We start from the raw sequence: 22,302 nt of genomic DNA, 5'->3' as shown, positions 1-22,302 counted from the left end.
CGACGAAACTGCGCAACCCAGCTTTGCGCTTTTGCATAATTTCCATACTTGCTTTTCCCTGAGTCCGGACTGAATAATAGGGAAAAAAGGGGAATTAAGTGAAGCCATTCGACGAGATGCTCAACCATGGCGGGAATGTCCGCCAGCCTTACGAATTTCTCAAGCAGTGGCTCGACCAGCAGGATCCGCACAAACTTCTACAGAAAAGCGATGACGCCGAAAGCGTGTTCCGCAAGACGGGCATAACCTTTGCCGTCTATGGCGATCAGGAAGCGGGCGAGCGCCTCATTCCCTTCGACATTATCCCGCGTATCATTTCAGGTCAGGAATGGCGGCGTCTGTCGCAGGGCATAGAACAGCGCGTCATGGCGCTCAATGCCTTTCTTGACGATATTTATCATCGTCAGGAAATCGTCCGGGCAGGGCGCATTCCGAAAGAGCTGATTTTCAGGAATGAAGCCTTCTTGCCGGAAATGATCGGTTTTCGTCCTCCGGGCAACGTCTACACCCATATTATCGGCGTCGATATCGTGCGAACCGCCGAAAACCAGTTCTATGTGCTGGAAGATAATGCGCGCACGCCATCCGGTGTTTCCTATATGCTGGAAAACCGCGAGACGATGATGCAGCTCTTTCCCGAGCTGTTTCAGAACGTCAAGGTCCGTCCGGTCGAGAATTACCCGCAGTTGCTGCGCCAGTCGCTGGCAAGCGTTGCGCCTCCGGGCACGCAGGATGTGCCAACCGTCGCGGTGCTGACGCCCGGCATCTATAATTCAGCCTATTTCGAACATGCATTCCTTGCCGACCAGATGGGTGTCGAACTGGTGGAGGGAAGCGACCTGCGCGTCGTCGATGGGCGTGTCGCAATGCGAACCACGCAAGGATACCGCGCCATCGACGTGCTTTATCGGCGTGTTGACGATGCGTTTCTTGACCCGCTAACTTTCAGACCGGATTCCACACTTGGTGTTCCCGGCATCATGGATGTCTATAGAGCCGGAAACATAACCATTGCCAATGCGCCCGGAACCGGCATCGCCGATGATAAGGCGATCTATTCCTACATGCCGGAAATCATAGAGTTTTACACGGGCCGCAAAGCCATTCTGGAAAATGTGCCGACATGGCGTTGTTCCGAGCCGGACAGCCTGGCTTATGTGCTCGACAATCTGGCCGAGCTTGTCGTCAAGGAAGTGCATGGTTCCGGTGGCTACGGAATGCTGGTCGGACCGGCTTCGACAAAGGCTGAATGTGATGCTTTTGCAGAAAAACTGAAGGCAAGGCCGCGCAATTATATCGCGCAGCCAACGCTTGCACTGTCAACGACACCCATCTTCACTGAAAGCGGGCTGGCACCGCGCCATGTCGATCTCCGCCCTTTCGTTCTGGTTTCCGACCGTATCCGCATAACGCCCGGCGGGCTCACGCGTGTGGCGTTGAAGGAGGGATCGCTTGTCGTGAACTCCAGCCAGGGCGGTGGAACCAAGGATACGTGGGTACTCGACGACTGAAACTGCATCAACGTGCAGCAACTGACGACAAGATCAGGGCGCGAAAGGGGAATGATTTATGCTTCTTGGCCGTACGGCAAACGGACTTTACTGGATGTTCCGCTATATTGAGCGCGCCGAAAACATGGCACGCCTCGTTGATGCGGGACTGCGCATGGCATTGACGAAAACATCTGACGCGCCGGAGGAGTGGTCTTCGGTCGCAGTTTCTGCAGGTGCAAGTCAGGGGTTCTCCGCAAAATACGATGTCTATAACGCCGCCAATGTCGCGGATTTCCTGCTGCGTGACGCGGATAACCCGTCAAGCGTGATGACATGTTTTGAAACCGCCCGATCCAATGGCCGTATGGTACGTACGGCGCTGACACGTGAAGCGTGGGAAAGCATCAATGAAGCATGGATGGCGCTAAAGAAAACGTTGTGCAAGCCGTTGAAAGAAAGCGACCTTCCACAGCTTCTCGATCAGATCAAGCGCGAGACCGCGCTCATTCGCGGCTCATTTCATGGCACTATGCTGCGCAATGAAATCTTCGATTTTGCAAGCCTCGGCACATTTATCGAACGCGCCGATAACACGGCTCGTATTCTCGATGTGAAATATTATGTCCTGCTGCCCGCGATATCCTATGTCGGAACGACACTGGACAATTATCAATGGGAATCGATCCTGCGCTCTGTATCCGCACACCGCTCCTATCGCTGGGTTTATGATGGTGATTACCGTCCGGCACAGGTTGCGGACTATCTGATCCTGAATGGCCGTATGCCGCGCTCACTCAATTACTGCTATCGCAGCATCGCCGAACATCTGGATTATCTGTCAAAAGATTACGACCATCGCGCCGCCTGCCACGAGACAGCGGACAAAATTTATGCAAGCCTGCAAAATCAGGACATATCCGCGATTTTCGACGTAGGCTTGCATGAATTCCTGACCGAATTCATCGACCGCAATAACCGGCTCGGCAACGAGATCGCTGAAACCTATAATTTCTATTGAGGTCTTCGCTTGCTGCTCAACATCCGGCACGTTTCACATTATCGCTATGAGCATCCGGTTCCTTATGCCGTGCAAAGGTTGCGGCTGCGTCCGCCAACCGTGCCGGGTCAGCTTGTCAAACACTGGGAACTGAAGATCGAAGGTGGAGAGCCCGAGGTTTCCTATGTCGACGGCTTCGGTAACAAGACAGATCTGGTCCAACATGCCCGCAATATCAATGAAATCATCATAACAGCCAGTGGCAGCATCGATGTGGAAGACAGGGTTGGCGTATTGGGGCCTGTCTATGGTTATGCGCCGCTCTGGCTCTTCGAACGCGAAACGCCGCTGACCACTCCGGGTCAGCGCGTCAGGGCTCTGGCGGGTGATCTTCCGTCCGGACTGGAACGGCTTGCCCTGATGCACGAGCTGATGAACGCCATACACAAGGCCGTCGCCTATATGCCTGGAACAACGAGCGTTTCAACGGATGCCGAAAGTGCATTGGAAACCGGGAAAGGCGTTTGCCAGGATCACACGCATATTTTCCTTTCGACGGCCAGGCTCATCGGCATTCCGGCCCGTTACGTATCGGGATATCTGATGATGGAAGGCGTGGAAGAGCAGACCGCAAGTCACGCATGGGCTGAAGCTCATATTGACGGTCTGGGCTGGGTCGGTTTTGACGCCGCCAACAATGTTTGCCCGAACGACCGTTACGTGCGAATTGCAACCGGGCTCGATTATCGCGATGCTGCGCCGATTTCTGGCGTCCGTCTGGGTGGCACAATGGAAAGCCTTGCGGTTCACATCAATGTAGGGCAGTGATCCTTCTGGATAGCGAGTTGCCTGCCGGATATTGCTTATGACCTATTGCGTTGGAATGAAAATCGATCGTGGCCTTGTGTTCATGTCCGATACACGGACGAATGCCGGGCTCGACAATATTTCCGTCTTTACGAAGATGCGGAGCTGGTCTGAACCCGGTGAGCGCGTGATTGTTCTGCTTTCGGCTGGAAACCTCGCGACCACGCAAGCCGTCGCAAGCCTTCTGGAAGAACGCATGAAGGCTCCGGCAGACAGGCATCCGTCAGTTTTCGATGCGCCTTCGATGTTTCAGATTGCACGTCTCGTTGGCGATACCGTCAAGGAAGTGATCCAGAACTCCGCCACAGGCGGTCAGAGTGCCGATGCTTTCGGCGCTTCATTCATTCTCGGCGGACAGATCAAGGGCGGGCAGCCGCGCCTTTTCTATATCTATCCCGAGGGCAATTTCATCGAGAGTTCGGTTGATACGCCATTCTTCCAGATTGGTGAGAACAAATACGGCAAACCCATCCTTGTACGCGCCTATCAGGAGCAAATGAGTTTCGAGGAAGCGGTGAAGCTGCTGCTTGTCTCCTTCGACTCCACGCTGAAAGCCAATCTTTCGGTGGGATTGCCGCTCGATATGCAGATCTATGAAGCAGACAGCTTCAAAACGGGTGCCCGCAAACGGTTTGAGGCTACCGATCCTTATTATCAGACTGTATCGGAAAGCTGGTCTGAAGCACTGAAATCCGCGCTCGAGCAATTGCCGCCGTTCAGTTTCGACGACGGGAAGTAAAATGGCCGGGCGCTTTGCCCGGCCTTTTCGTATCCAGTTAGAGCATTTCCTGTTTTGCCTGAATCATCGGAAATTCTCTAACTGTTTGTTTTTACGCATGTCTTTATCCCGAAACCGGTTCCCACTTTCGGGAGACATGCTCTAGTCCTTCGTGACTGTCTGAACATAGTTGGCATCGGCCACCATGTTGAAATCGTGCACATTCGAGCCTGTCACAGCCGTTTCAATCTGCTGATAGATGATCGCAAACGGGCTTGTTTCCTGGAACTTCTTTTGAAGATCGTGATACATCGCCTCGCGTTTGGCGGTGTCGCGCTCTTCAGCAGCAGCCATCGTTTCGGCTGTCAGTTCCGGAATTTCCCAATGCGCCTGCCAGGCATTGGTGCGCATCGAGACGTCTTCGCCATTGTTCGGATTATTGGTAAAGGTGACGGCATTGGTATGCGGATCCCAATAATCCGGCCCCCAGATGCCAAGCGCCATCTGGTGTTTGCGTGCACGAACCTTGGTGGTCGTCAGTTTGCCATCGCCCTGCAGGATTTCGACCTGAATGCCCGCCTTGCCCATGGTTTGCTGGATGTTTTCCGCGATACCGACAAATGGCTGGTTGTTGCGCACGTCGAGCGTCACCTTGAAGCCATCCTTGAGGCCAGCCTTTGCGAGCAGTTCTTTGGCTTTGTCGACGTTGTAGCTGAACGGTTTGTCATCGACCGCGCCGAACATGCCGAGCGGCAGGAAGGACTGGTGGGTGCGACCGATCCCGTTGATCAGCTTCGATTCAATCGTGTCGTAATCGATCAGATATTTGAGCGCCTGCCGGACTTCGGGCTTTGCAAGTTCAGGAACGTTCTGGTTGGCGACCAGATAATAGACGCGCCCCTTCGGTGCGTTGATGACGTGGAACTTCTGGTCCTTGCCCAATTCTTCAATGTCGCCGGGTTCCAGATTGCGTGCGACGTCGATATCGCCCGCCTGCAAAAGCAGGCGCTGCGAAACGCCTTCCTTCACGTGGCGGTAGATAACACGCTTCATAGCTGGTTTTGCGTCGGCATAATTTTCGTTGCGTTCCAGAAGCAGGACTTCATTCGCCCGCCATTGTTTAAGCGCGAAAGGTCCGGAACCGGCATAATTGTTCTTCAGCCATTCGTAGCCGAAATCGGTTTCGTAAGGAAAATCCTTGGTCTTTTCCTTCTTCTGCTCATGCTCCTTAACCAGCTTGCTGTCGACAATCGACGCGACGCTGGATGTCAGGCAGTTCAGGACGAAGCTCGGCGCAAACGCCTTTCCGGTGGTGAATACAAGCGTTTCATCGTCGGTCGCGACAATGTTCTGCTCGGCATTATCGCGGGTGAGGCCGAACTGGCCCAGAATGAATGCCGGGCTCATGTCGAGCTTGATCGCGCGCTGCAACGAATAGGCTGCGTCCTGCGCGGTCAGTGGATTGCCGGAAGCGAATTTCAGCCCCTTGCGGATCTTGAATGTGATCGACTTCCCATCGTCGGAAAAATTCCAGCTTTCGGCAATCTGCGGAATGATCTTGGTTGGGTCCTTGGTATCCGTGGTGATGAGCCGTTCATATGTGCTGGTCAGCACCTCAGACGTCGTGATCTCGAAGATTTCCGCCGGGTCGAGAGAGATGACGTCGTCAATGCTCATCGCCATGACAAGCGTATCGGCCGGAGTGGCTGCTTCCACAGCCTTGGGTGATGCCGACAGAAAGAGCGTGAATGCCAGCGCGGCCGGAATGGATGCGCGCAACAGCTTCCTTCCCAGACCGTGCGTCGGGTGGCCTGCCTTAGAGATATTTTGAGTGAGTGACGGAATTTTAGTCGTCATGCAACTTCCCCTCCGGGCTGCGCAATCCGTATGATTGCGGCCCTGCATTGATGAAGCTCCAGGTGCTTGTCGCTTTGGGCGCGACTCTCCTTGAAGCCGCTGCATTACATCCAGCTTTGTGGGAGGGAACAATGGTTTCGTGAAATATTTTACCACTGAAATGCAAAAGCCGGAGGAAAATTCCTCCGGCTCAATTCATGCTAAGCAATCACGCGATTAAGCGAACACTTTGAAGCGGTCGTTGTCGTTCATGAAAGTTTTTTCAGCAAAAGGCTGTTCGTTCGAGCCGAACGGCATTTGTGCGCGAAGTTTCCAGGACGATGGAATATCCCAGGCCTTGGCGACTTCCTGATCGATCAGCGGGTTGTAATGCTGAAGGCTGGCGCCGATGCCTGCATCGGCAAGCGCGCTCCAGACCGAATGCTGCGCCATGCCACCCGACTGTTCGGACCAGATCGGGAAATTATCAGCGTAAAGCGGAAAGTTCTCCTGAAGACCCTTAACAACGTTCTGATCTTCAAAGAACAGAACTGTACCGGCACCGGCGGCGAAGCTGTCGATCTTGGCTTCCGTCTGCGCAAAAGCGTCGGCAGGGACGATCTGGCGAAGCGCTTCCTTCGTGATGTTCCACAGCTTGTCGCTCTCGGCGTCAAACAGGATCACAGCGCGAGAGCTCTGCGAGTTGAACGAAGAGGGCGTATGCTTGACCGCTTCACGGATCAGCTCGGCGGTGTCTTCGTTCGAAAGCGGAAGGGACTTACCCAGCGCATACTGCGTGCGGCGCTTCTTGATGGAATTCAGCAGGGAATTGTTCATTGCTCTGTCCTGTGTTTCAGCGGTCTAGCGGGGGGCTGTCTGGCTTGGGATTTTCAAGGCAGCCTCATGAATGATGTTGAGAGAAATATTGTTATTCGGACTTCGGAAGCCAGCCCATGTTTCTGAAACACACTGTCAACGATCTGTGGTTCGCCGCATTTCACTGTTTACTTTTCGATCATCCACTCCAGATGAACAGGCGCCAAAAGATGCCCCCGACACTGGGAGCATCCCGGTTTTATGGGGTTTACAAGAGAGCTCGTTTATTGGAATCTAACTAAAACAGTGGGATTTAAAACGATAATCTGACGGCACGCTTTTCGTGTCGTTGTCGTGAAACGGGACGAGGTCACGATAGTTTGAAGTCATTTATCATCATCGGCGCAGGCGCAAGTGGCATCATTCTGGCCGCACAGTTACTTCGCCGTTCGCCTGGTTCAACCGTGAGAATTTTCGAGCGCTCGGGCCAAATTGGGGCAGGGATTGCCTACGCGACGGAAAATCCGAGCCATCTTCTCAATGTCCGCGCCAGCAATATGAGTGCATTTCCCGATCAGCCGGATCACTTCCTGAACTGGTTGCAGTCGGGCGGCGTTGCCGCTCGTGGCCACCCGTGGGAGCCTCATAGTTTTGCACCGCGCAAATTATACCGCTCTTATCTGGAGAATCTGGTCGCACCTTACCTTTGCGAAGGTGACCCGCGTCTGATGATTGAGAAAATCGGCATCGTCGATGTAGCGCTGAAGGACGGCAGGCCGACCGTTGTCACCGAAACCGGAGAAGCCTTCGCTGCCGATGCAGTCATTCTTGCTACGGGTAACGAAGCTGCCATCGCAAAATCCGGCAAGCACGTTACGGAATACTGGTCGAGCAACGGCTATTTTGATGTGCCTACAGATGCTCCGATCGCGATATTCGGCACAGGCTTGTCGATGATCGATAGCGTATTGTCGCTGCTTGATAATGGCCACAGTGCTGAAATAAACGCGATTTCGCGGCGCGGACTTCTGCCCGCGCGTCATTCTCCGACACAAGCCTATTCGATAGAGGCAGACGATCTGCCCGTATCGCTGGGCCTGTCGCAGCTCATGCAGCGCGTGCGCACCATGGCGATTAAAGCGGAAAAAGCCGGGTCCGGCTGGCGCGGTGTGATGGATGGTCTGCGCCCGCATACGCAGCACATCTGGGCAGGATTGCCTATATCGCAGCGCCGCAGTTTCCTTCGCCACCTGCGTCCATGGTGGGATGTGCATCGGCACCGCATGGCACCCGCAGTTGCCGATCGCATTGAAGCTGCCGTGAACAGTGGGCAGCTTAAAGTTTCGGCAGGTCATCTGGTTTCGGTGCGCGATGAAGGCGAAGGGATGGAAATCCGCTATCGCCCGCGACGTAGCGAACAGGTCGAAAAATTGCATGTAGCAACCGTTATCGATTGTCGCGGCGGTAATCCTCGATTTTCGACGACCCGCAACGCCGCGTTGACCGGCCTTTTGGAGCATGGGCTGGCACGACCGGATGCACTGGATCTCGGTTTCGATGTCACGCGTGATCTGCAGGTTCTCAATGCGCGAGGAGAGCCTTCAGGCCCCTTTTTCGCCATTGGACCGGTTACGAAAGGCGCATTCTGGGAAGTTACTGCGGTGCCGGATATTCGCGTTCAAGCCCAACGACTGTCGGCAATTTTGCTCGACGGTTAGAACCATGTTTGCGGTACACCTCAAGATAAGATGTGTGTCATCTGGCTGAAAGATTTTCGGGTCAATATCACCGGCAGCTAGGTATCGCACTTCGAAGCAGTCGATAAATTATAGATTTTCCGGCGTAAGGAACGATAAAATGATTCAAATTTACGCGATAAGCCATTGAAAGCTATTGCCATAATGTTCCGTGGCCGGTCATAATAAAGCCATCGGAATATATGATTCCTCTCTACAACTTGCCGGAGCGATTCTGTTGCTGTTTTCTTGAGCGGTGCCTGCTTCGGATCAACCTTGATTTCGGCTAGGAGGCCTGTGGCGCATGACGATGGACGGCAGAATGCTTTTCCTGCTTGTCCTTCTACCCTTTCTCGGCAGCGCCATAACCGGATTATTCAGGGGGGCGGATCGTAGTGGTTCGGCCTGGTTTACGGCAGCGATTGCGCTCGTTGCCTTTATCGTTACCGCCAGCCTTTATCCCATCGTATCAGACGGCAAGGTGCTTCGCGGCACCGTAGAATGGCTTCCAGCCTACGGCCTCAATGTCACCTTTCGCATGGACGGCTTTGCCTGGCTTTTCGCGATGCTCATCACGGGCATCGGCCTGCTGGTCGTCATTTATGCGCGTTATTACATGTCGCCCGAAGATCCCGTCCCGAGGTTCTTCTCGTTCCTTCTGTCCTTCATGGGATCGATGCTCGGCGTGGTTCTGTCAGGCAATCTGATATTGCTCGCCGTGTTCTGGGAACTGACCAGCATCTTCTCGTTCCTGTTGATCGGGTATTGGTATCATAATGCCAGTGCCCGCGATGGCGCGCGCATGGCGTTGACGGTGACCGGCATAGGTGGGTTCTGTCTGCTGGCAGGCGTTCTGATCCTCGGCCATATCGTCGGAAGCTACGATCTCGACAAGGTTCTGGCGGCGGGCAACATCGTTCGAACACATCCGCTTTACAGCGTGGCGCTCATTCTGATCCTGCTCGGTGCTTTCACGAAGAGTGCGCAGTTTCCGTTCCATTTCTGGCTTCCGAATGCCATGGCAGCACCGACGCCGGTATCGGCCTACCTGCATTCGGCAACCATGGTTAAAGCAGGCGTCTTCCTGTTGGCCCGTCTGTGGCCGGTTCTCAGCGGTACCGAAGAGTGGTTCTGGATCGTCGGTTCGGCCGGTCTGATAACGCTCCTGATCGCCAGCTTCTTTGCTGTTTTCCAGCAGGACCTCAAAGGACTGCTCGCCTATTCGACGATCAGCAACCTTGGCCTGATTACCGTTCTGCTTAGCCTTGGTAGTCCGCTTGCTGCCGTTGCCGCGATCTTCCACATGGTCAACCATGCGATTTTCAAGGCATCGCTGTTCATGGCTGCGGGTATCATCGACCACGAGACCGGCACACGTGACATGCGCAAGCTGAGCGGCCTGTTGCGTCCCATGCCCTATACGGCAACGCTTGCCATGGTGGCGAGTGCGGCCATGGCGGGCGTGCCGTTGCTCAACGGCTTCATTTCCAAGGAAATGTTCTTTGCCGAAGCGGTAGAAACGCATATGGCGTCGTGGCTCGATACAATCACACCTTACGTGGCCACGATTGCCGGTATCTTCACGGTCGCCTATTCGGTGCGCTTCATCTATTCGACATTTTTCGGGCCTCCGCCGCATGACCTGCCGCATGAGCCGCACGAGCCGCCGCACTGGATGCGCCGTCCTATCGAGCTTCTGGTTCTGCTTTGCCTGTTGATCGGTATTATTCCGGGTCTCTCCATCGGGCCGTTCCTGCATTCGGCTGTTCAGTCGGTGCTGGGCACAGCCACGCCTGAATATAGTCTCTCGGTCTGGCACGGCTTCAACCTGCCGCTGATGATGAGTATCGTTGCCATGATCGGCGGCATTCTTCTGCACTGGATGCTGAAGAACTATCTTGCAACCAGTGAAGATGGCCCGCCATTCTTCCGGCACTTGCAGGGACAGCGCATTTTCGAGCGTGTTCTGGTGACGTTGTCATGGAACTGGGCGCGTAAGGCAGAAGCCTTTCTCAGTACCCGTCGCCTGCAACCACAGCTTCGTATCGTCGTTGCGGTGGCCATCTTTGCCGCTGCGTGGCCGATTTTATCATCGGGGCTGCAGGCGGGCTCGCTCGGCGCACAGCCGGTCGATCCCATTTTTGCGGGACTTTGGATCCTTGGTGGGGCCTGTGCCATCGGTGCGGCCTATCAGGCCAAGTATCACCGACTGGCGGCACTGATCCTTCTCGGCGGTGCGGGGCTTATCACCTGCATCACCTTCGTCTGGCTGTCCGCGCCCGACCTCGCCGTGACGCAGTTGCTGGTCGAGATCGTCACCACCGTTCTGCTGCTTCTCGGGCTTCGCTGGCTGCCCAAGCGCTGGGAAGATCCCGATCCGATTCCGGTGCAAATCGGCCCACGTATCCGCCGCTACCGCGACTTGCTGCTCGCAATCGGCAGTGGGGCAGGGGTGGCCGTCATTGCCTATGCCGTGATGACGCGCATATCGCCCAGCAGCATCGGCGACTATTTCCTCGAAAACGCCTATTCGGGCGGCGGCGGCAAGAATGTCGTGAACGTCATTCTGGTCGATTTCCGCGCTTTCGATACTTTTGGCGAAATCGCCGTTCTCGGCATTGTGGGTCTGACGGTCTTCGCGCTCCTGCGTCGTTTCCGTCCTGCATCCGATACGACGGGTTCGACCGCACAGCAGAAGATTCAGGATGCCTATGACGAGGCCGCACCTGATCGCAAGGCGGGCGAAACACTGGCCGATTATCTGGCCGTACCCTCGGTCATCATGCAATGGCTTTTCCCGGTCATCATCGTGCTGGCAGTGCATTTGTTCCTGCGCGGTCATGATCTGCCGGGCGGCGGGTTCGCGGCAGGTATCACGCTCGCAATTGCATTCCTGCTGCAATATCTGGCGTCGGGCGCGCGCGTGGTCGAAGACCGCTTGCGTATTCTGCCATTGCGCTGGATCGGACTCGGACTGCTGTTTGCAGCCGCGACGGGGGCGGGTTCGTGGTTCTTCGGCTATCCGTTTCTCACCACCTTTTTCCAGTATACGGAAATACCGTTTATCGGGAAAATGCCGACGGCAAGTGCACTGTTGTTCGATCTCGGCGTCTTCACCCTCGTGGTCGGCGCTACCGTGCTGGTGTTGATCGCTCTGGCGCACCAATCGCTCCGTAAACACCGTGTTGAGAAGCTCGCCGCAACGAAGGAGGAGAACTGATGGAACTCGTTCTTGCTCTGGCAATCGGCGTATTGATGGCATCCGGCGTGTGGCTCATTCTTCGCCCACGTACCTTCCAGGTGGCAATCGGCCTTTCATTGGTTTCCTACGCAGTCAATCTCTTCATCTTTTCGATGGGGCGTCTGCGCACGAATGCGGCTCCGGTACTTGATAGCGGCGTTGAGGTTCAGGCCGCGCAATATACCGATCCGGTGCCGCAGGCGCTCGTTCTGACTGCCATCGTCATCGGCTTCGCAATGACCGCACTTTTCCTTGTCGTGCTGCTCGCCTCGCGCGGGTTGACGCGTACGGACCACGTAGACGGCAAGGAGAACTGATGTTGGACTGGAAAATGCACCTCATCGTCGCTCCGATTGTCCTGCCGCTCGTCACGGCAGCAATCCTGCTGCTGTTCGATGAACGCAAGCGCAAGCTCAAGATGGCCATCAACTCCGTCTCGACGCTGGCGCTGATCGCGATTGCCATCACGCTTGCGGGCATGGCGAGCGAAAAAGCGCCTGACGCTCTGGTTTACCTGATCGGCAACTGGCCTGCGCCATTCGGCATCGTGCTGGTTCTGGATCGTCTGGCTGCCCTTATGCTTGTTCTGACCAGCGTGCTCGGCATGGCTTCTCTCAGCTTTGCGCTTGCCCACTGGCACAAGGCCAGTCCGCATTTTCATACGATTTTCCAGCTTTTGCTGATGGGGCTGAACGGCGCTTTTCTGACCGGCGATCTGTTCAACCTCTTCGTCTTCTTCGAAGTTATGCTGGCGGCCTCCTACGGCCTGGCGCTGCATGGCTCCGGTCCGGCGCGCGTAAAGGCCGGCATGCATTATATTGCCGTCAATCTGGTTGCATCGTCGCTGTTTTTGATCGGCGTCAGCCTGATCTATGGTGTGACCGGCACATTGAACATGGCCGACCTTGCACAGAGGATTCCGCAGGTAGCACCCGAGGACCGTATGTTGCTTGAAGCGGGCGCGGCCGTTCTTGGCGTCGCATTCCTTGTGAAGGCAGGTATGTGGCCGCTCAATTTCTGGCTCGCGCCGACCTATACGGCAGCGGCAGCACCGGTGGCGGCTGTTTTCGCCATCATGAGCAAGGTCGGTATTTACGTCCTTCTGCGCCTGTCGCCGCTGATGTTCGGTATCGGTGCCGGTTCCTCCTATGGCTTCGGTAATGACTGGCTCTATTTTGGTGGAATGGTCACGCTTGCCTTCGGTTTGATCGGTGTCGTTGCGTCGCAGGCAATGGGACGGCTCGCCAGTTACAGCATCCTCGTGTCCTCCGGTACGTTGCTGGCTGCAATCGGCAGCGGGAACACGGCCATGACCGGCGCCGCGCTGTTCTATATGGTCAGTTCAACACTCACCATCGCAGCGTTTTTCCTGCTGATCGAACTGATCGAGCGCGGCCAGGACGCGGCTGCCAACGTTCTTGCCGTTACCATGGAAGCCTATGGTGACGATGAGGAGGAAGAAGACGAGGACGAAATCGGGACTGTGCTGCCTGCGACTCTCGCCGTCCTCGGCACATGTTTCGCCATTTGCGCAATATTGCTGATCGGCCTGCCGCCATTCTCGGGTTTCATTGCCAAGTTCCTGATCCTCGCCGCCGTTTTCAACGGCGACGGTACGACGCCGCAGCTCGCAATGCCTGTCAGCCCGGCAAGCTGGGCGTTGGTCGTGCTTCTTCTGCTGTCCGGTCTTTCAGCGCTGATCGCGATGACACGTACCGGCATTCGCACATTTTGGGCTTCGCTCGAGGGCAATGTGCCACGCGTTCTGGTGCGCGAAGTCGTGCCGATTGCAGGCCTTCTGGCGATCTGTCTGGCCCTGACGATCGCAGCCGGTCCGGCGATGCGATATATGGATGAAACCGCACGCGCACTGCACAATCCGGCGTCCTATATCAGCAGCGTACTCAACGCGCCGCGCGCGGGCCCCGAAACGGAGGAGGCACAGTGAAGAAAATCCTGCCTTACCCACTTCTTTTCGTCTCGCTGCTTCTGTTCTGGTTGCTTTTGAACGGCTTCACACGGGCGCAGCTTCTGCTTGGGGCAATTATTGCGCTGATTGCATGTCTGGTCATGACCGCCTTGCAGCCGCAGAAGAACCATATCCGTTCGCTCCCGACGATGCTCTGGCTGTTTGGAGCCATGAGCTATGACATCCTGCAATCGAACATCACGGTTGCGAGCATTATTTTGTCGCGCAAACGCAAGCGCCGTCCGGGCTTCGTCGTTATTCAGCTTGATCTAGAGAACCGGACTGCGCTGGCTGTCCTCGCCTGCATAATCACTGCGACTCCGGGTACGGCCTGGGTGGATTATAACGCCGCCAGACGTGAACTGACTATCCATGTGCTCGATCTGGATGACGCGCAGGCGTGGCGCGATACGATCAAGGGAAGGTACGAGCAGCCGCTTATCAAGATATTCGGCGCCGCAGACATCGTGGAAGAGGAGAAATCCGCATGAGCGCAGTCATCATCTTCTGGTCCCTGCTTGCCGCTCAACTGATGCTTCTCGGCGCCATGGGTTGCGCGGTCTACAGGCTTGTGATCGGCCCGCGCGCGCAGGATCGTATTCTCGCGACCGATGCGCTTTATCTTAACGCGCTCCTGCTCCTGATCACGTTCGGCATACGCACGGGCAGCATCATCTATTTCGAAGCCGCGCTGATTATCGCTCTTCTCGGTTTCGTCGCCACTGTTGCGCTTTCGAAGTTCCTCATGCGCGGAGAGGTGATCGAATGATCAACGCTAGTGAACTTCCCGTATGGGCCGCTGTCGTCATTTCATTCTTTCTGGTCGCCGGTGCGTTCCTGACACTTGTCGGATGCATCGGACTGGTTCGCTTCAAAAGCTTTTACGAACGTGTTCATGCCCCCACGCTTGGCTCTTCATTCGGGGCCGGAGGAATCTTGATCGCGTCGATCATATTTTTCTCCATCTTGCAATCGAAGCCGATTCTGCATGAAGTGCTCATTACCGTCTTTGTGGTTGTCACGACGCCGGTAACGCTCATGCTGCTCAGCCGCGCCGTGATCCATCGCGACAGAACGCAGGACAGCAAGGAGCTGCCTTCATCTTCCGACCCGCTATAGGTCTGTAGGTGTCATGTTTGAGGGTGCGGAGAGGGCGGAAAACTTACGTTTTCCGTCGCACCAAATGGGGAAATTCGCCGCTCCGTGATGAAAGCGGTGGCTGTCGCGTCCGGTCTGCCCGGAGACCTGTTTTGGAGTTCGCTTCAAGACCGGCTATCCTGCCGACTGGAAACATTATCTGCCATTTGCCGAATCCCTTGCCTGACTGCCCACCGACTGCGGAGTGGAAGCGGCGGCCTGTCTTGTTTTCGGGCATTTGGAGGAGTGCCCAAGGGCTGCGGCCAATTGTCCATTCGGGCTTTCGCCAGGGACATGCGGATTGAAGGATGAGGCCAATTGAATTATCTGAATTTCAGTAATTTCTGAAAATTCAGAATTTACGGGAGAGAGAATTTTGGAATTGTCGCCAATCGTTCAGTCGTTCGTACTCCACTTCGGAGAAATGGGCAGCCGTTGGGGCATCAACCGCACCGTGGGGCAGATATATGCGCTGCTTTATATATCGCCTGAGCCTCTATGCGCCGACCAGATCGTCGATGCTCTCGGTGTGTCGCGTTCGAACGTGTCCATGGGTATTCGCGAGTTGCAGGGCTGGAATCTGGTACTGCTGAAGCACATTCCCGGTGATCGTCGCGATTTCTTCACGACGCCCGACGATGTGTGGCAGATTCTGCGTACGCTCGCTGAAGAACGCAAGAAGCGCGAGATTGATCCCACGCTTACCGTTCTGCGTGAAATCCTGATGGAACAGCCGGAAGGCGATAGCGATCTTTATGCGCAGGATCGCATGAAGGACATGTACGGCCTGATCGAAAGGCTGACCAACTGGTACGACGACGTCAAGCGGCTCGATACCGACCGTTTGACCAGTCTTCTGGCGCTTGGCGCCAAGGTGACCCGCTTCCTTGAAACCACGGACAGGATCGTGGCGCTTGGGCGTGGGCGAGCATCGGCCAAAAAGGAGCCTAAGCGAGAGTGACATCCGTTGTCCCCCGAACGGAAACAGTGACGGCAGAAGACGGCGAAGCGGCAGGCGACCAACAAAAGTCGCGTCGCTCGCAACGTCGTCCTGTTCCGTCCTTGCTGACGCGGGGGGCATATTTTCAGGCACTAGCCGCACTTCTCTGGCTACCGCAAGCGGGCATTCTCGCTTATGCCATCGGACGGCTGGCTGATACCGGCTTTGATGACTCTATCTATTACAGCGCGGCAGGCATTTTCATTCTCGGATGCCTGCGCAGCCTCCTTGACGGTGCAGGCGCGGCAAAAGCTTTCGACGCTGCCCGACAGGAACTTTCGCGACTTCGAACCGACGCTGTTTCGGCGCTTGCGCAACGTTCGCCGCTCGATGTGACACGTCCGTCATCCGGCGAGGCCGCAAGCATTCTCGCCGAACAGGCGGAAATGGTCGTTCCCTATCTTTCCCGTTTCGTGCCGGTGCGCATTCGCCTGATGCTGGTGCCGATGGCAATACTTGCGGTGGTTCTCTGGTATTCCTGGGCTGCCGCGCTTGTCCTGATGGTTGCAGCGCCGCTGATACCGATCTTCATGGCGCTGATCGGCTGGCGCGCAAAGGCTGCCAGCGAAAAGCAGCTGACCGCCCTTGGTGGCATGAACGGCTTTCTGCTCGACCGTCTGCGTGGCCTTGCAACCATCCGCACATTTCATGCCGTGGACGCGACTGCGAAGCGGTTGCGCGACAATGCCGAAACCTTGCGTTCAAAGACGATGTCTGTCCTGCGCATCGCCTTTCTATCTTCAGCAGTGCTTGAGCTTTTTGCGGCCATCGGCGTTGCCATGGTTGCTGTCTATATCGGCTTCCATCTGCTGGGACAGCTCAACTTCGGAGCATGGGGCCACCAGCTGACATTGGCGGAGGGGCTTTTCGTCCTGCTTCTGTCTCCCGCATTCTTTGAACCGTTGCGCGATCTTTCAGCCGTCTGGCACGACCGTTCGGCAGGCGAAGCCTCAATCGATGCCCTCGAAAAACTGGCTGAACATCCCATGCCGGTCGTCGGGAAGAGTGAAAGTCAAACCGCAATTGGCAGGGCGCCTACAGTTGCTCTTTGCGATATCGACTTTGGTTATGGGACCGGAGCCAAGGTTCTCAGCGACTTCAACCTCAATATCCAGGCGGGCGAACATGTAGCGCTACTGGCTCCAAGCGGATACGGCAAATCGACTGTTCTGGCGCTTATTGCCGGGCTGACGGCCCCACAAACTGGCCAGATCGAAATCGGAGATGTCGGGCTGACCGATGACACAGCAGCCGCGCTTCGCGCGAGGATGAGCTGGATCGGTCAGAAGCCACATATCTTCGCCGGTTCGGCCCGGCAGAACGTCACGCTTGGTCGGCAAGCCGGAGTGGAAGCCACAAAAGCCATCATCGATGACATGGCGCTCGGCCATGTTCTGGGTGTCACCGACAACAGCCTGATTGGCGAGAATGGGGCCGGAATTTCGGGAGGCGAGGCCCTGCGGCTGGCGCTTTCCCGCGCGGCTGTCGATCCGGGTGCTGATATCATTCTGGCCGATGAACCCACTGCTCATCTTGACCAGGAAACGGCAACGATCATTGCCGATAGTCTCCTCAAGCTCGCCAAAGGCAAGACTCTGATCGTTGCAACCCATGACGAAACCCTTGCCCGTAGGATGGATCGCATCGTCCGTCTGGATGGCAGCGCCGATAACGATCCAGTCTGGCAGAAGAGGGCAGCAGAATGAACGGTTTCCAGTCACTGCAGCCGATCCTGCGCCTCTTTTTCCGGACCAAGGGAACAGCACTGCTTGCCGGTATCGCGACAGCAACCGTAACCGTTCTTGCCGGTATTGCACTGCTCGGCCTGTCCGGCTGGTTCATAACGGCAACGGCAATCGCAGGCTTGAGCATGGCTACGGCGGTTGTGTTCGATGTGTTCGCGCCTGCCGCCGGTATTCGTCTGCTTGCTATCCTGCGCACCGGCTCGCGTTATCTAGAACGGCTCGTCACCCATGATGCAACGCTTGCGATACTTGCCGCACTCCGTGAAAAGCTGTTCCGTAGCTGGGCGCGCGCCACCGCTGCAAATACACTTCTGAAACGCCCGGCGCGTCTGCTGTTTCGCCTGACCGCAGATATTGATGCGCTCGACTCTCTTTATCTGCGCGTGGTGGTGCCTGTCGGTGCCGCGCTTGCCACCGCGCTTGTGGCCGGCATCGCTCTCGGCTTGATGAGCCCGCTTTTCGGACTACTGGTGGCCTTTGTCCTGCTTGTCGCAGGGCTTGGCATTCCACTGGCTGCGGCTAGACGTTCTGAAAAATCCATGCGGCAGCGCGCAAAAGGTACGGAAGCGCTGCGTGCCCGCACCGTCGATCTGGTTGCCGGGCAAACCGAACTTCTTATGGCGGGACGCCTCGAAAACCAGCAGCTGGCAATCGCCCGCGCGGATGGCTATGTCGCCGCATCGGATCGTAAGCTGAACCGCATCGAGATCGTTACCGGTGTCGGATTCGGCATCGTTCACGCGGCACTCCTTGCAGGCGGTCTCGTCGCCGTTGGAACTTTAATGAAAACGGGCATGATCGGCGCGCCTGTTGCAGCGCTCGGAATGCTTATCATTCTTGGTGCGATGGAGCCTTTTTCGGCATTGCGGCGTGGTGCTATGGAGCTCGGGCGCACGATACTCGCCGCCAAGCGCGTTGCGCCCCAACTGAAGGACAGTGCCGAGCTGACGCCGCTGCAAAGACCGGAGAATGGCGCCGCAATCCAACTGAAAAACGTGTCCGTTCGCCACGATGGCGCCGATCACGATGCCTTGAAAAACATCGACCTCGATATTGCAGCGGGCGAGAGAGTTGCCGTCGTCGGAACCAGCGGCGCTGGCAAGTCGACCCTGTTCAATCTGCTTGCCGGAGAAATTCCGGCAGACGAAGGCAGTGTGGCTGTTCTGCCAGCACGTCTTCTCACGCAGCGAACAGAGCTTTTTCAGGACAGTCTTCGCGACAATCTCCGGCTGGCGCATATTGATGCAAAAGATCAGGAACTGATGGATGCATTGCAAGCAGCAGGCCTAGGCTCGTTTATTGGCGAATTGCCTGCCGGACTGGGTTCAATGTTGGGCGAGGGTGGTCTGGGGCTGTCGGGCGGACAGGCACGCCGTCTGGCCCTTGCACGCCTTTTCCTGACCGATGTTCCGCTCTGGCTGCTGGATGAACCGACCGAGGGTCTGGATGCCGCGACGGCGCAGGATGTTCTTGAACGTCTCAAGGTCAAGACGGGTTCACGCACATTGCTGATCGCCACGCATATCCGCCGTGAAGCGCAAATTTGCGAACGGATCATTGTTTTAAATCAGGGCGCTCTAGTTGAGTCCATAGACAGGAGTTCGCCGCGCTTTGGCGAAATCCTCGAGACCATGAGGTGAGCCCGCGGACATGGAGAGTGATTTGAAGTCCATGTCCATATCTGGACCGATATTTGAAATTGAAGCGGAGTACGGTTTCCAGGAAGTCGCCGCGTTCAAAAGGGGGCTGCGTTGAAGCGCAGTTCATAACACCAGGAGGGCCGGGTTACCGGCTTAAAGAGATGGAACTCGATATTGTCTCCCTGTCGCGATTGCAGTTTGCAATCACGGCACTTTATCACTTCCTCTTCGTACCTCTGACCTTGGGTCTTTCCGTGCTGCTTGCCATCATGGAAACCGTTTACGTTATGACGGGGCGACTCATCTGGCGGCAGATGACGAAATTTTGGGGTACGCTGTTTGGCATCAACTTTGTCATGGGCGTCGCAACAGGGATCGTGATGGAATTCCAGTTCGGCATGAACTGGAGCTATTACAGCCATTATGTCGGCGATATCTTCGGCGCACCGCTCGCCATTGAAGGCCTCATGGCGTTCTTCCTTGAAGCAACCTTTGTAGGTCTGTTCTTTTTCGGCTGGGATCGCCTGTCGAAAGTTGGGCACCTCATGGCGACCTACGCGGTCGCGGCGGGTTCCAATTTCTCGGCGCTGTGGATTCTGATCGCCAATGGCTGGATGCAGAACCCAGTCGGATCAGCGTTCAACCCTGAAACCATGCGTATGGAAATCACCGATTTCTTCGCGGTGCTGATGAACCCGGTCGCACAGGCCAAGTTCGTGCATACGGTTTCCGCCGGTTATGTCACAGCGTCGGTGTTCGTCCTCGGTGTTTCGGCTTGGTATCTGCTCAAGGGCCGTTCGGTGGAGCTCGCCAAGCGCTCGATGACTATCGCGGCATCCTTCGGTCTGGCCGCAACGCTTTCCGTGGTCGTCCTTGGTGATGAAAGCGGTTATCTGGCCAATGAACACCAGAAGATGAAGATCGCTGCTATCGAAGCCATGTGGGAAACAGAACCAGCTCCGGCTTCGTTCACCGTATTCGGCTTCCCGGACCAGGCAGCGCGTGAAACCCATTTCGCAGTACATATTCCATGGGTCATGGGCCTGATCGGTACACGGTCTCTCACAACCCCTATTCAGGGCATCAACGATCTTGTTGAAAGTGCTGAAAACCATATCCGCAACGGTATCGTCGCTTATGACGCCTTGCAGAAAATCCGCGCGGCTGGCGATACGAACGCTGTTCCGCAGGAGGTCAAGGACGTCTTTGCCGACAACAGCCAGTGGATGGGCTACGCGCTTCTGCTGAAACGTTATGTCGACGATCCGCGTCAGGCAACCGACGCACAGATCACGCAGGCAGCGAACGATACCGTTCCTGGCGTCCTGCCTCTGTTCTGGGCCTTCCGCATCATGGTCGGCATCGGCTTCTTCCTGATCCTGCTGACGGGCACATTCTTCGTGCTGTCTGCGCGTCGTAAACTCGACCGTTACCCGTTCTTGTTGCGTGTTGCCGTATTTGCGATACCGCTGCCATGGATTGCAGCCGAAATGGGCTGGATCGTCGCGGAGTTCGGTCGCCAGCCCTGGGTCATCGAAGGCATATTGCCGACAGCGGTCGGGGTCTCCAATCTCGGTGCGTCTACCGTATTGCTGACCATACTTGGTTTCGTCGCGCTCTATACGGTTCTCTTCATCATCGAGATGGGCCTGATGATCCGCGCCATCAAGGCTGGACCTGAACCTGACAGCAAGCCGGAAGCAATACTCGCCCCGGCAAGCATCGCACCTGCGGAGTAAGGATCATGATACTCAGCGATTTGTTGGACTATGAAACCCTGCGTCTCATCTGGTGGGTGCTGCTCGGCGTATTGCTGATCGCCTTTGCCGCGATGGACGGGTTCGATCTCGGTGTCGACATCCTCATGCCAGTCATTGGCAAAACCGATGTCGAGCGACGTATCATCATCAACACGATCGGCCCGGTATGGGAAGGCAATCAGGTCTGGCTCATTCTCGGCGGTGGCGCCATTTTCGCCGCCTGGCCACAGCTCTATGCGGTATCCTTCTCGGGCTTTTATCTGGCGATGTTTGCCATACTGTTCGCACTCATCCTGCGTCCGGTCGGTTTCAAATATCGTTCCAAGCGTGAGAGTGAGGCCTGGAGGAGAGGCTGGGACTGGGCGCTGTTCATCGGCGGTTTCGTGCCTGCCCTCATCTTCGGCGTTGCCGTCGGCAATGTCTTGCAAGGCATTCCCTTCCGTATCGCCGATGACTTTCAGATTTTCTACGAAGGCTCGTTCTTCGGTCTCCTCAATCCGTTTGCACTGCTTTGCGGGGTGCTTTCGGTGACGATGCTCTGCATGCATGGCGCTTCGTGGCTGGTACTGAAGACGAGCGGGGACATTCAGGCACGCGCCCGGTCCTATGGCAGTATCGCGTCGCTTCTGACAGTCGTGCTCTATGTGCTGGCAGGTGTCGTTAGCTGGCTGTGGATTTCGGGCTACCGGATTACGAGCCCCATACTGACCGGTGGACCGTCAAATCCGCTGCGCAAGACCGTCGAACTGGATCACGGTGCATGGTTTGCCAACTATATGAACTATCCAATCCTGCTGATCGCTCCGGCGCTTGGCATTCTGGGAGCACTCGCAGTCTTCATCGCACTGCGTAGTCGCCGTGAACTGGCACCGCTGCTGTTCGGAAAACTGTCGATCTTCGGCATCATTTCGTCGGTCGGCGTGTCGATGTTTCCGTTCTTACTGCCATCGTCGATCGATCCTCGTTCAAGCCTGACGGTATGGGATTCGTCGTCCAGCCATATGACGCTGTTCATCATGCTGGTTGTGTCGCTCATCTTCCTGCCGCTGATCGTCCTTTACACGTCCTGGGTCTACAAGGTCTTGTGGGGCAAGGTCGACAAGGACATGATCGAAGACGACAGCAATCACGCTTACTAATCAGAAAGGAAAGCAAAATGTGGTATTTTTCCTGGTTGCTGGGACTTCCGCTTGCTGCTGCTTTCGCCGTGCTCAACGCCATGTGGTACGAGCTGATGGACGACCGGGCGCGCAAGCGTCTTGCAGCCGATCCAACTGCGGAACTGGCTCGTGAAGGCACGAAACACCATTAAACTGATACAAAAGAAACGGCCCGCAAACGGGCCGT

At 56.1% G+C, this 22,302-nt stretch carries 19 protein-coding genes; 17 read left to right on the top strand and 2 right to left on the bottom strand.

Annotated elements, in window-relative coordinates:
* Positions 1-98: 98 nt before the first annotated feature.
* From CQZ93_RS20825 to CQZ93_RS20810, 4 genes are read left to right on the top strand one after another with little or no spacing between them, the layout of a single operon-like run.
* Positions 99-1,511 carry a circularly permuted type 2 ATP-grasp protein gene (locus tag CQZ93_RS20825; RefSeq protein ID WP_105544452.1) on the top strand — a complete coding sequence of 471 codons (1,413 nt, stop codon included), beginning with the start codon at positions 99-101 and terminating at the stop codon, positions 1,509-1,511.
* Between the two features lie 58 nt (positions 1,512-1,569).
* Entirely contained in the window at positions 1,570-2,511 is a 942-nt protein-coding gene (locus CQZ93_RS20820; protein WP_105544451.1) for an alpha-E domain-containing protein, read from the top strand.
* Positions 2,512-2,520: 9 nt separating this feature from the next.
* Positions 2,521-3,318 (top strand): transglutaminase family protein, encoded by a 798-nt coding sequence (locus CQZ93_RS20815; protein ID WP_105544450.1) that lies wholly within the window; start codon positions 2,521-2,523, stop codon positions 3,316-3,318.
* Between the two features lie 37 nt (positions 3,319-3,355).
* Positions 3,356-4,096 carry a proteasome-type protease gene (locus tag CQZ93_RS20810; protein ID WP_105544449.1) on the top strand — a complete coding sequence of 247 codons (741 nt, stop codon included), beginning with the start codon at positions 3,356-3,358 and terminating at the stop codon, positions 4,094-4,096.
* A gap of 141 nt (positions 4,097-4,237) precedes the next feature.
* Here the strand turns inward: CQZ93_RS20810 and CQZ93_RS20805 are convergent, their stop codons facing one another.
* Both CQZ93_RS20805 and CQZ93_RS20800 read right to left on the bottom strand, forming a co-directional pair.
* Positions 4,238-5,932, bottom strand: a complete 1,695-nt coding sequence (locus CQZ93_RS20805) for an ABC transporter substrate-binding protein (RefSeq protein ID WP_105544448.1) — start codon at positions 5,930-5,932, stop codon at positions 4,238-4,240.
* A 216-nt stretch (positions 5,933-6,148) separates the two neighbouring features.
* Complete coding sequence (locus CQZ93_RS20800; protein WP_105544447.1) at positions 6,149-6,748, bottom strand: nitroreductase family protein; 600 nt, start codon at positions 6,746-6,748, stop codon at positions 6,149-6,151.
* Between the two features lie 359 nt (positions 6,749-7,107).
* Here CQZ93_RS20800 and CQZ93_RS20795 point away from each other — a divergent pair, with 359 nt between their 5' ends.
* From CQZ93_RS20795 to cydX, 13 genes are all read left to right on the top strand, one after another.
* The gene (locus tag CQZ93_RS20795) at positions 7,108-8,445 is read left to right on the top strand and encodes an FAD/NAD(P)-binding protein (RefSeq protein WP_105544446.1); all 1,338 of its coding nucleotides are present in this window, start codon (positions 7,108-7,110) and stop codon (positions 8,443-8,445) included.
* A 322-nt stretch (positions 8,446-8,767) separates the two neighbouring features.
* A complete protein-coding gene (locus tag CQZ93_RS20790; RefSeq protein WP_105544445.1) occupies positions 8,768-11,683 on the top strand; it encodes a monovalent cation/H+ antiporter subunit A in 2,916 nt (971 codons plus the stop codon).
* On the top strand, positions 11,683-12,021 hold the full coding sequence (locus tag CQZ93_RS20785) for a Na+/H+ antiporter subunit C (RefSeq protein WP_105544444.1): 339 nt from the start codon (positions 11,683-11,685) through the stop codon (positions 12,019-12,021). The genes CQZ93_RS20790 and CQZ93_RS20785 overlap by 1 nt, the downstream gene beginning before the upstream one ends.
* Before the next feature lie 2 nt (positions 12,022-12,023).
* Entirely contained in the window at positions 12,024-13,652 is a 1,629-nt protein-coding gene (locus CQZ93_RS20780) for a monovalent cation/H+ antiporter subunit D (protein WP_105545245.1), read from the top strand.
* Positions 13,649-14,164, top strand: coding sequence for a Na+/H+ antiporter subunit E (locus CQZ93_RS20775; protein WP_105544443.1), 516 nt, complete (start codon positions 13,649-13,651; stop codon positions 14,162-14,164). The genes CQZ93_RS20780 and CQZ93_RS20775 overlap by 4 nt, the downstream gene beginning before the upstream one ends.
* A complete protein-coding gene (locus CQZ93_RS20770) occupies positions 14,161-14,442 on the top strand; it encodes a K+/H+ antiporter subunit F (protein WP_105544442.1) in 282 nt (93 codons plus the stop codon). The genes CQZ93_RS20775 and CQZ93_RS20770 overlap by 4 nt, the downstream gene beginning before the upstream one ends.
* Positions 14,439-14,792 (top strand): monovalent cation/H(+) antiporter subunit G, encoded by a 354-nt coding sequence (gene mnhG, locus CQZ93_RS20765; RefSeq protein WP_105544441.1) that lies wholly within the window; start codon positions 14,439-14,441, stop codon positions 14,790-14,792. Before CQZ93_RS20770 ends, mnhG begins: the two co-directional genes overlap by 4 nt.
* Positions 14,793-15,186: 394 nt before the next feature.
* Positions 15,187-15,771, top strand: a complete 585-nt coding sequence (locus CQZ93_RS20760) for a GbsR/MarR family transcriptional regulator (RefSeq protein WP_174977381.1) — start codon at positions 15,187-15,189, stop codon at positions 15,769-15,771.
* Positions 15,768-17,516 carry a thiol reductant ABC exporter subunit CydD gene (cydD, locus tag CQZ93_RS20755; RefSeq protein ID WP_105544439.1) on the top strand — a complete coding sequence of 583 codons (1,749 nt, stop codon included), beginning with the start codon at positions 15,768-15,770 and terminating at the stop codon, positions 17,514-17,516. The genes CQZ93_RS20760 and cydD overlap by 4 nt, the downstream gene beginning before the upstream one ends.
* Entirely contained in the window at positions 17,513-19,195 is a 1,683-nt protein-coding gene (gene cydC, locus CQZ93_RS20750) for a thiol reductant ABC exporter subunit CydC (protein ID WP_105544438.1), read from the top strand. The genes cydD and cydC overlap by 4 nt, the downstream gene beginning before the upstream one ends.
* 161 nt (positions 19,196-19,356) lie before the next feature.
* The gene (locus CQZ93_RS20745) at positions 19,357-20,934 is read left to right on the top strand and encodes a cytochrome ubiquinol oxidase subunit I (RefSeq protein ID WP_105544437.1); all 1,578 of its coding nucleotides are present in this window, start codon (positions 19,357-19,359) and stop codon (positions 20,932-20,934) included.
* A gap of 5 nt (positions 20,935-20,939) precedes the next feature.
* Positions 20,940-22,094, top strand: coding sequence for a cytochrome d ubiquinol oxidase subunit II (gene cydB, locus CQZ93_RS20740; protein WP_105544436.1), 1,155 nt, complete (start codon positions 20,940-20,942; stop codon positions 22,092-22,094).
* 17 nt (positions 22,095-22,111) lie between these two features.
* Complete coding sequence (cydX, locus tag CQZ93_RS20735) at positions 22,112-22,267, top strand: cytochrome bd-I oxidase subunit CydX (protein ID WP_105544435.1); 156 nt, start codon at positions 22,112-22,114, stop codon at positions 22,265-22,267.
* Positions 22,268-22,302 lie beyond the last annotated feature (35 nt).

The organism is Ochrobactrum vermis, from assembly GCF_002975205.1.
Lineage (GTDB): Bacteria > Pseudomonadota > Alphaproteobacteria > Rhizobiales > Rhizobiaceae > Brucella > Brucella vermis.
The sequence above is the reverse complement of the archived record's forward strand: the minus strand, read 5'-3'. Positions and strand labels throughout refer to the sequence as shown.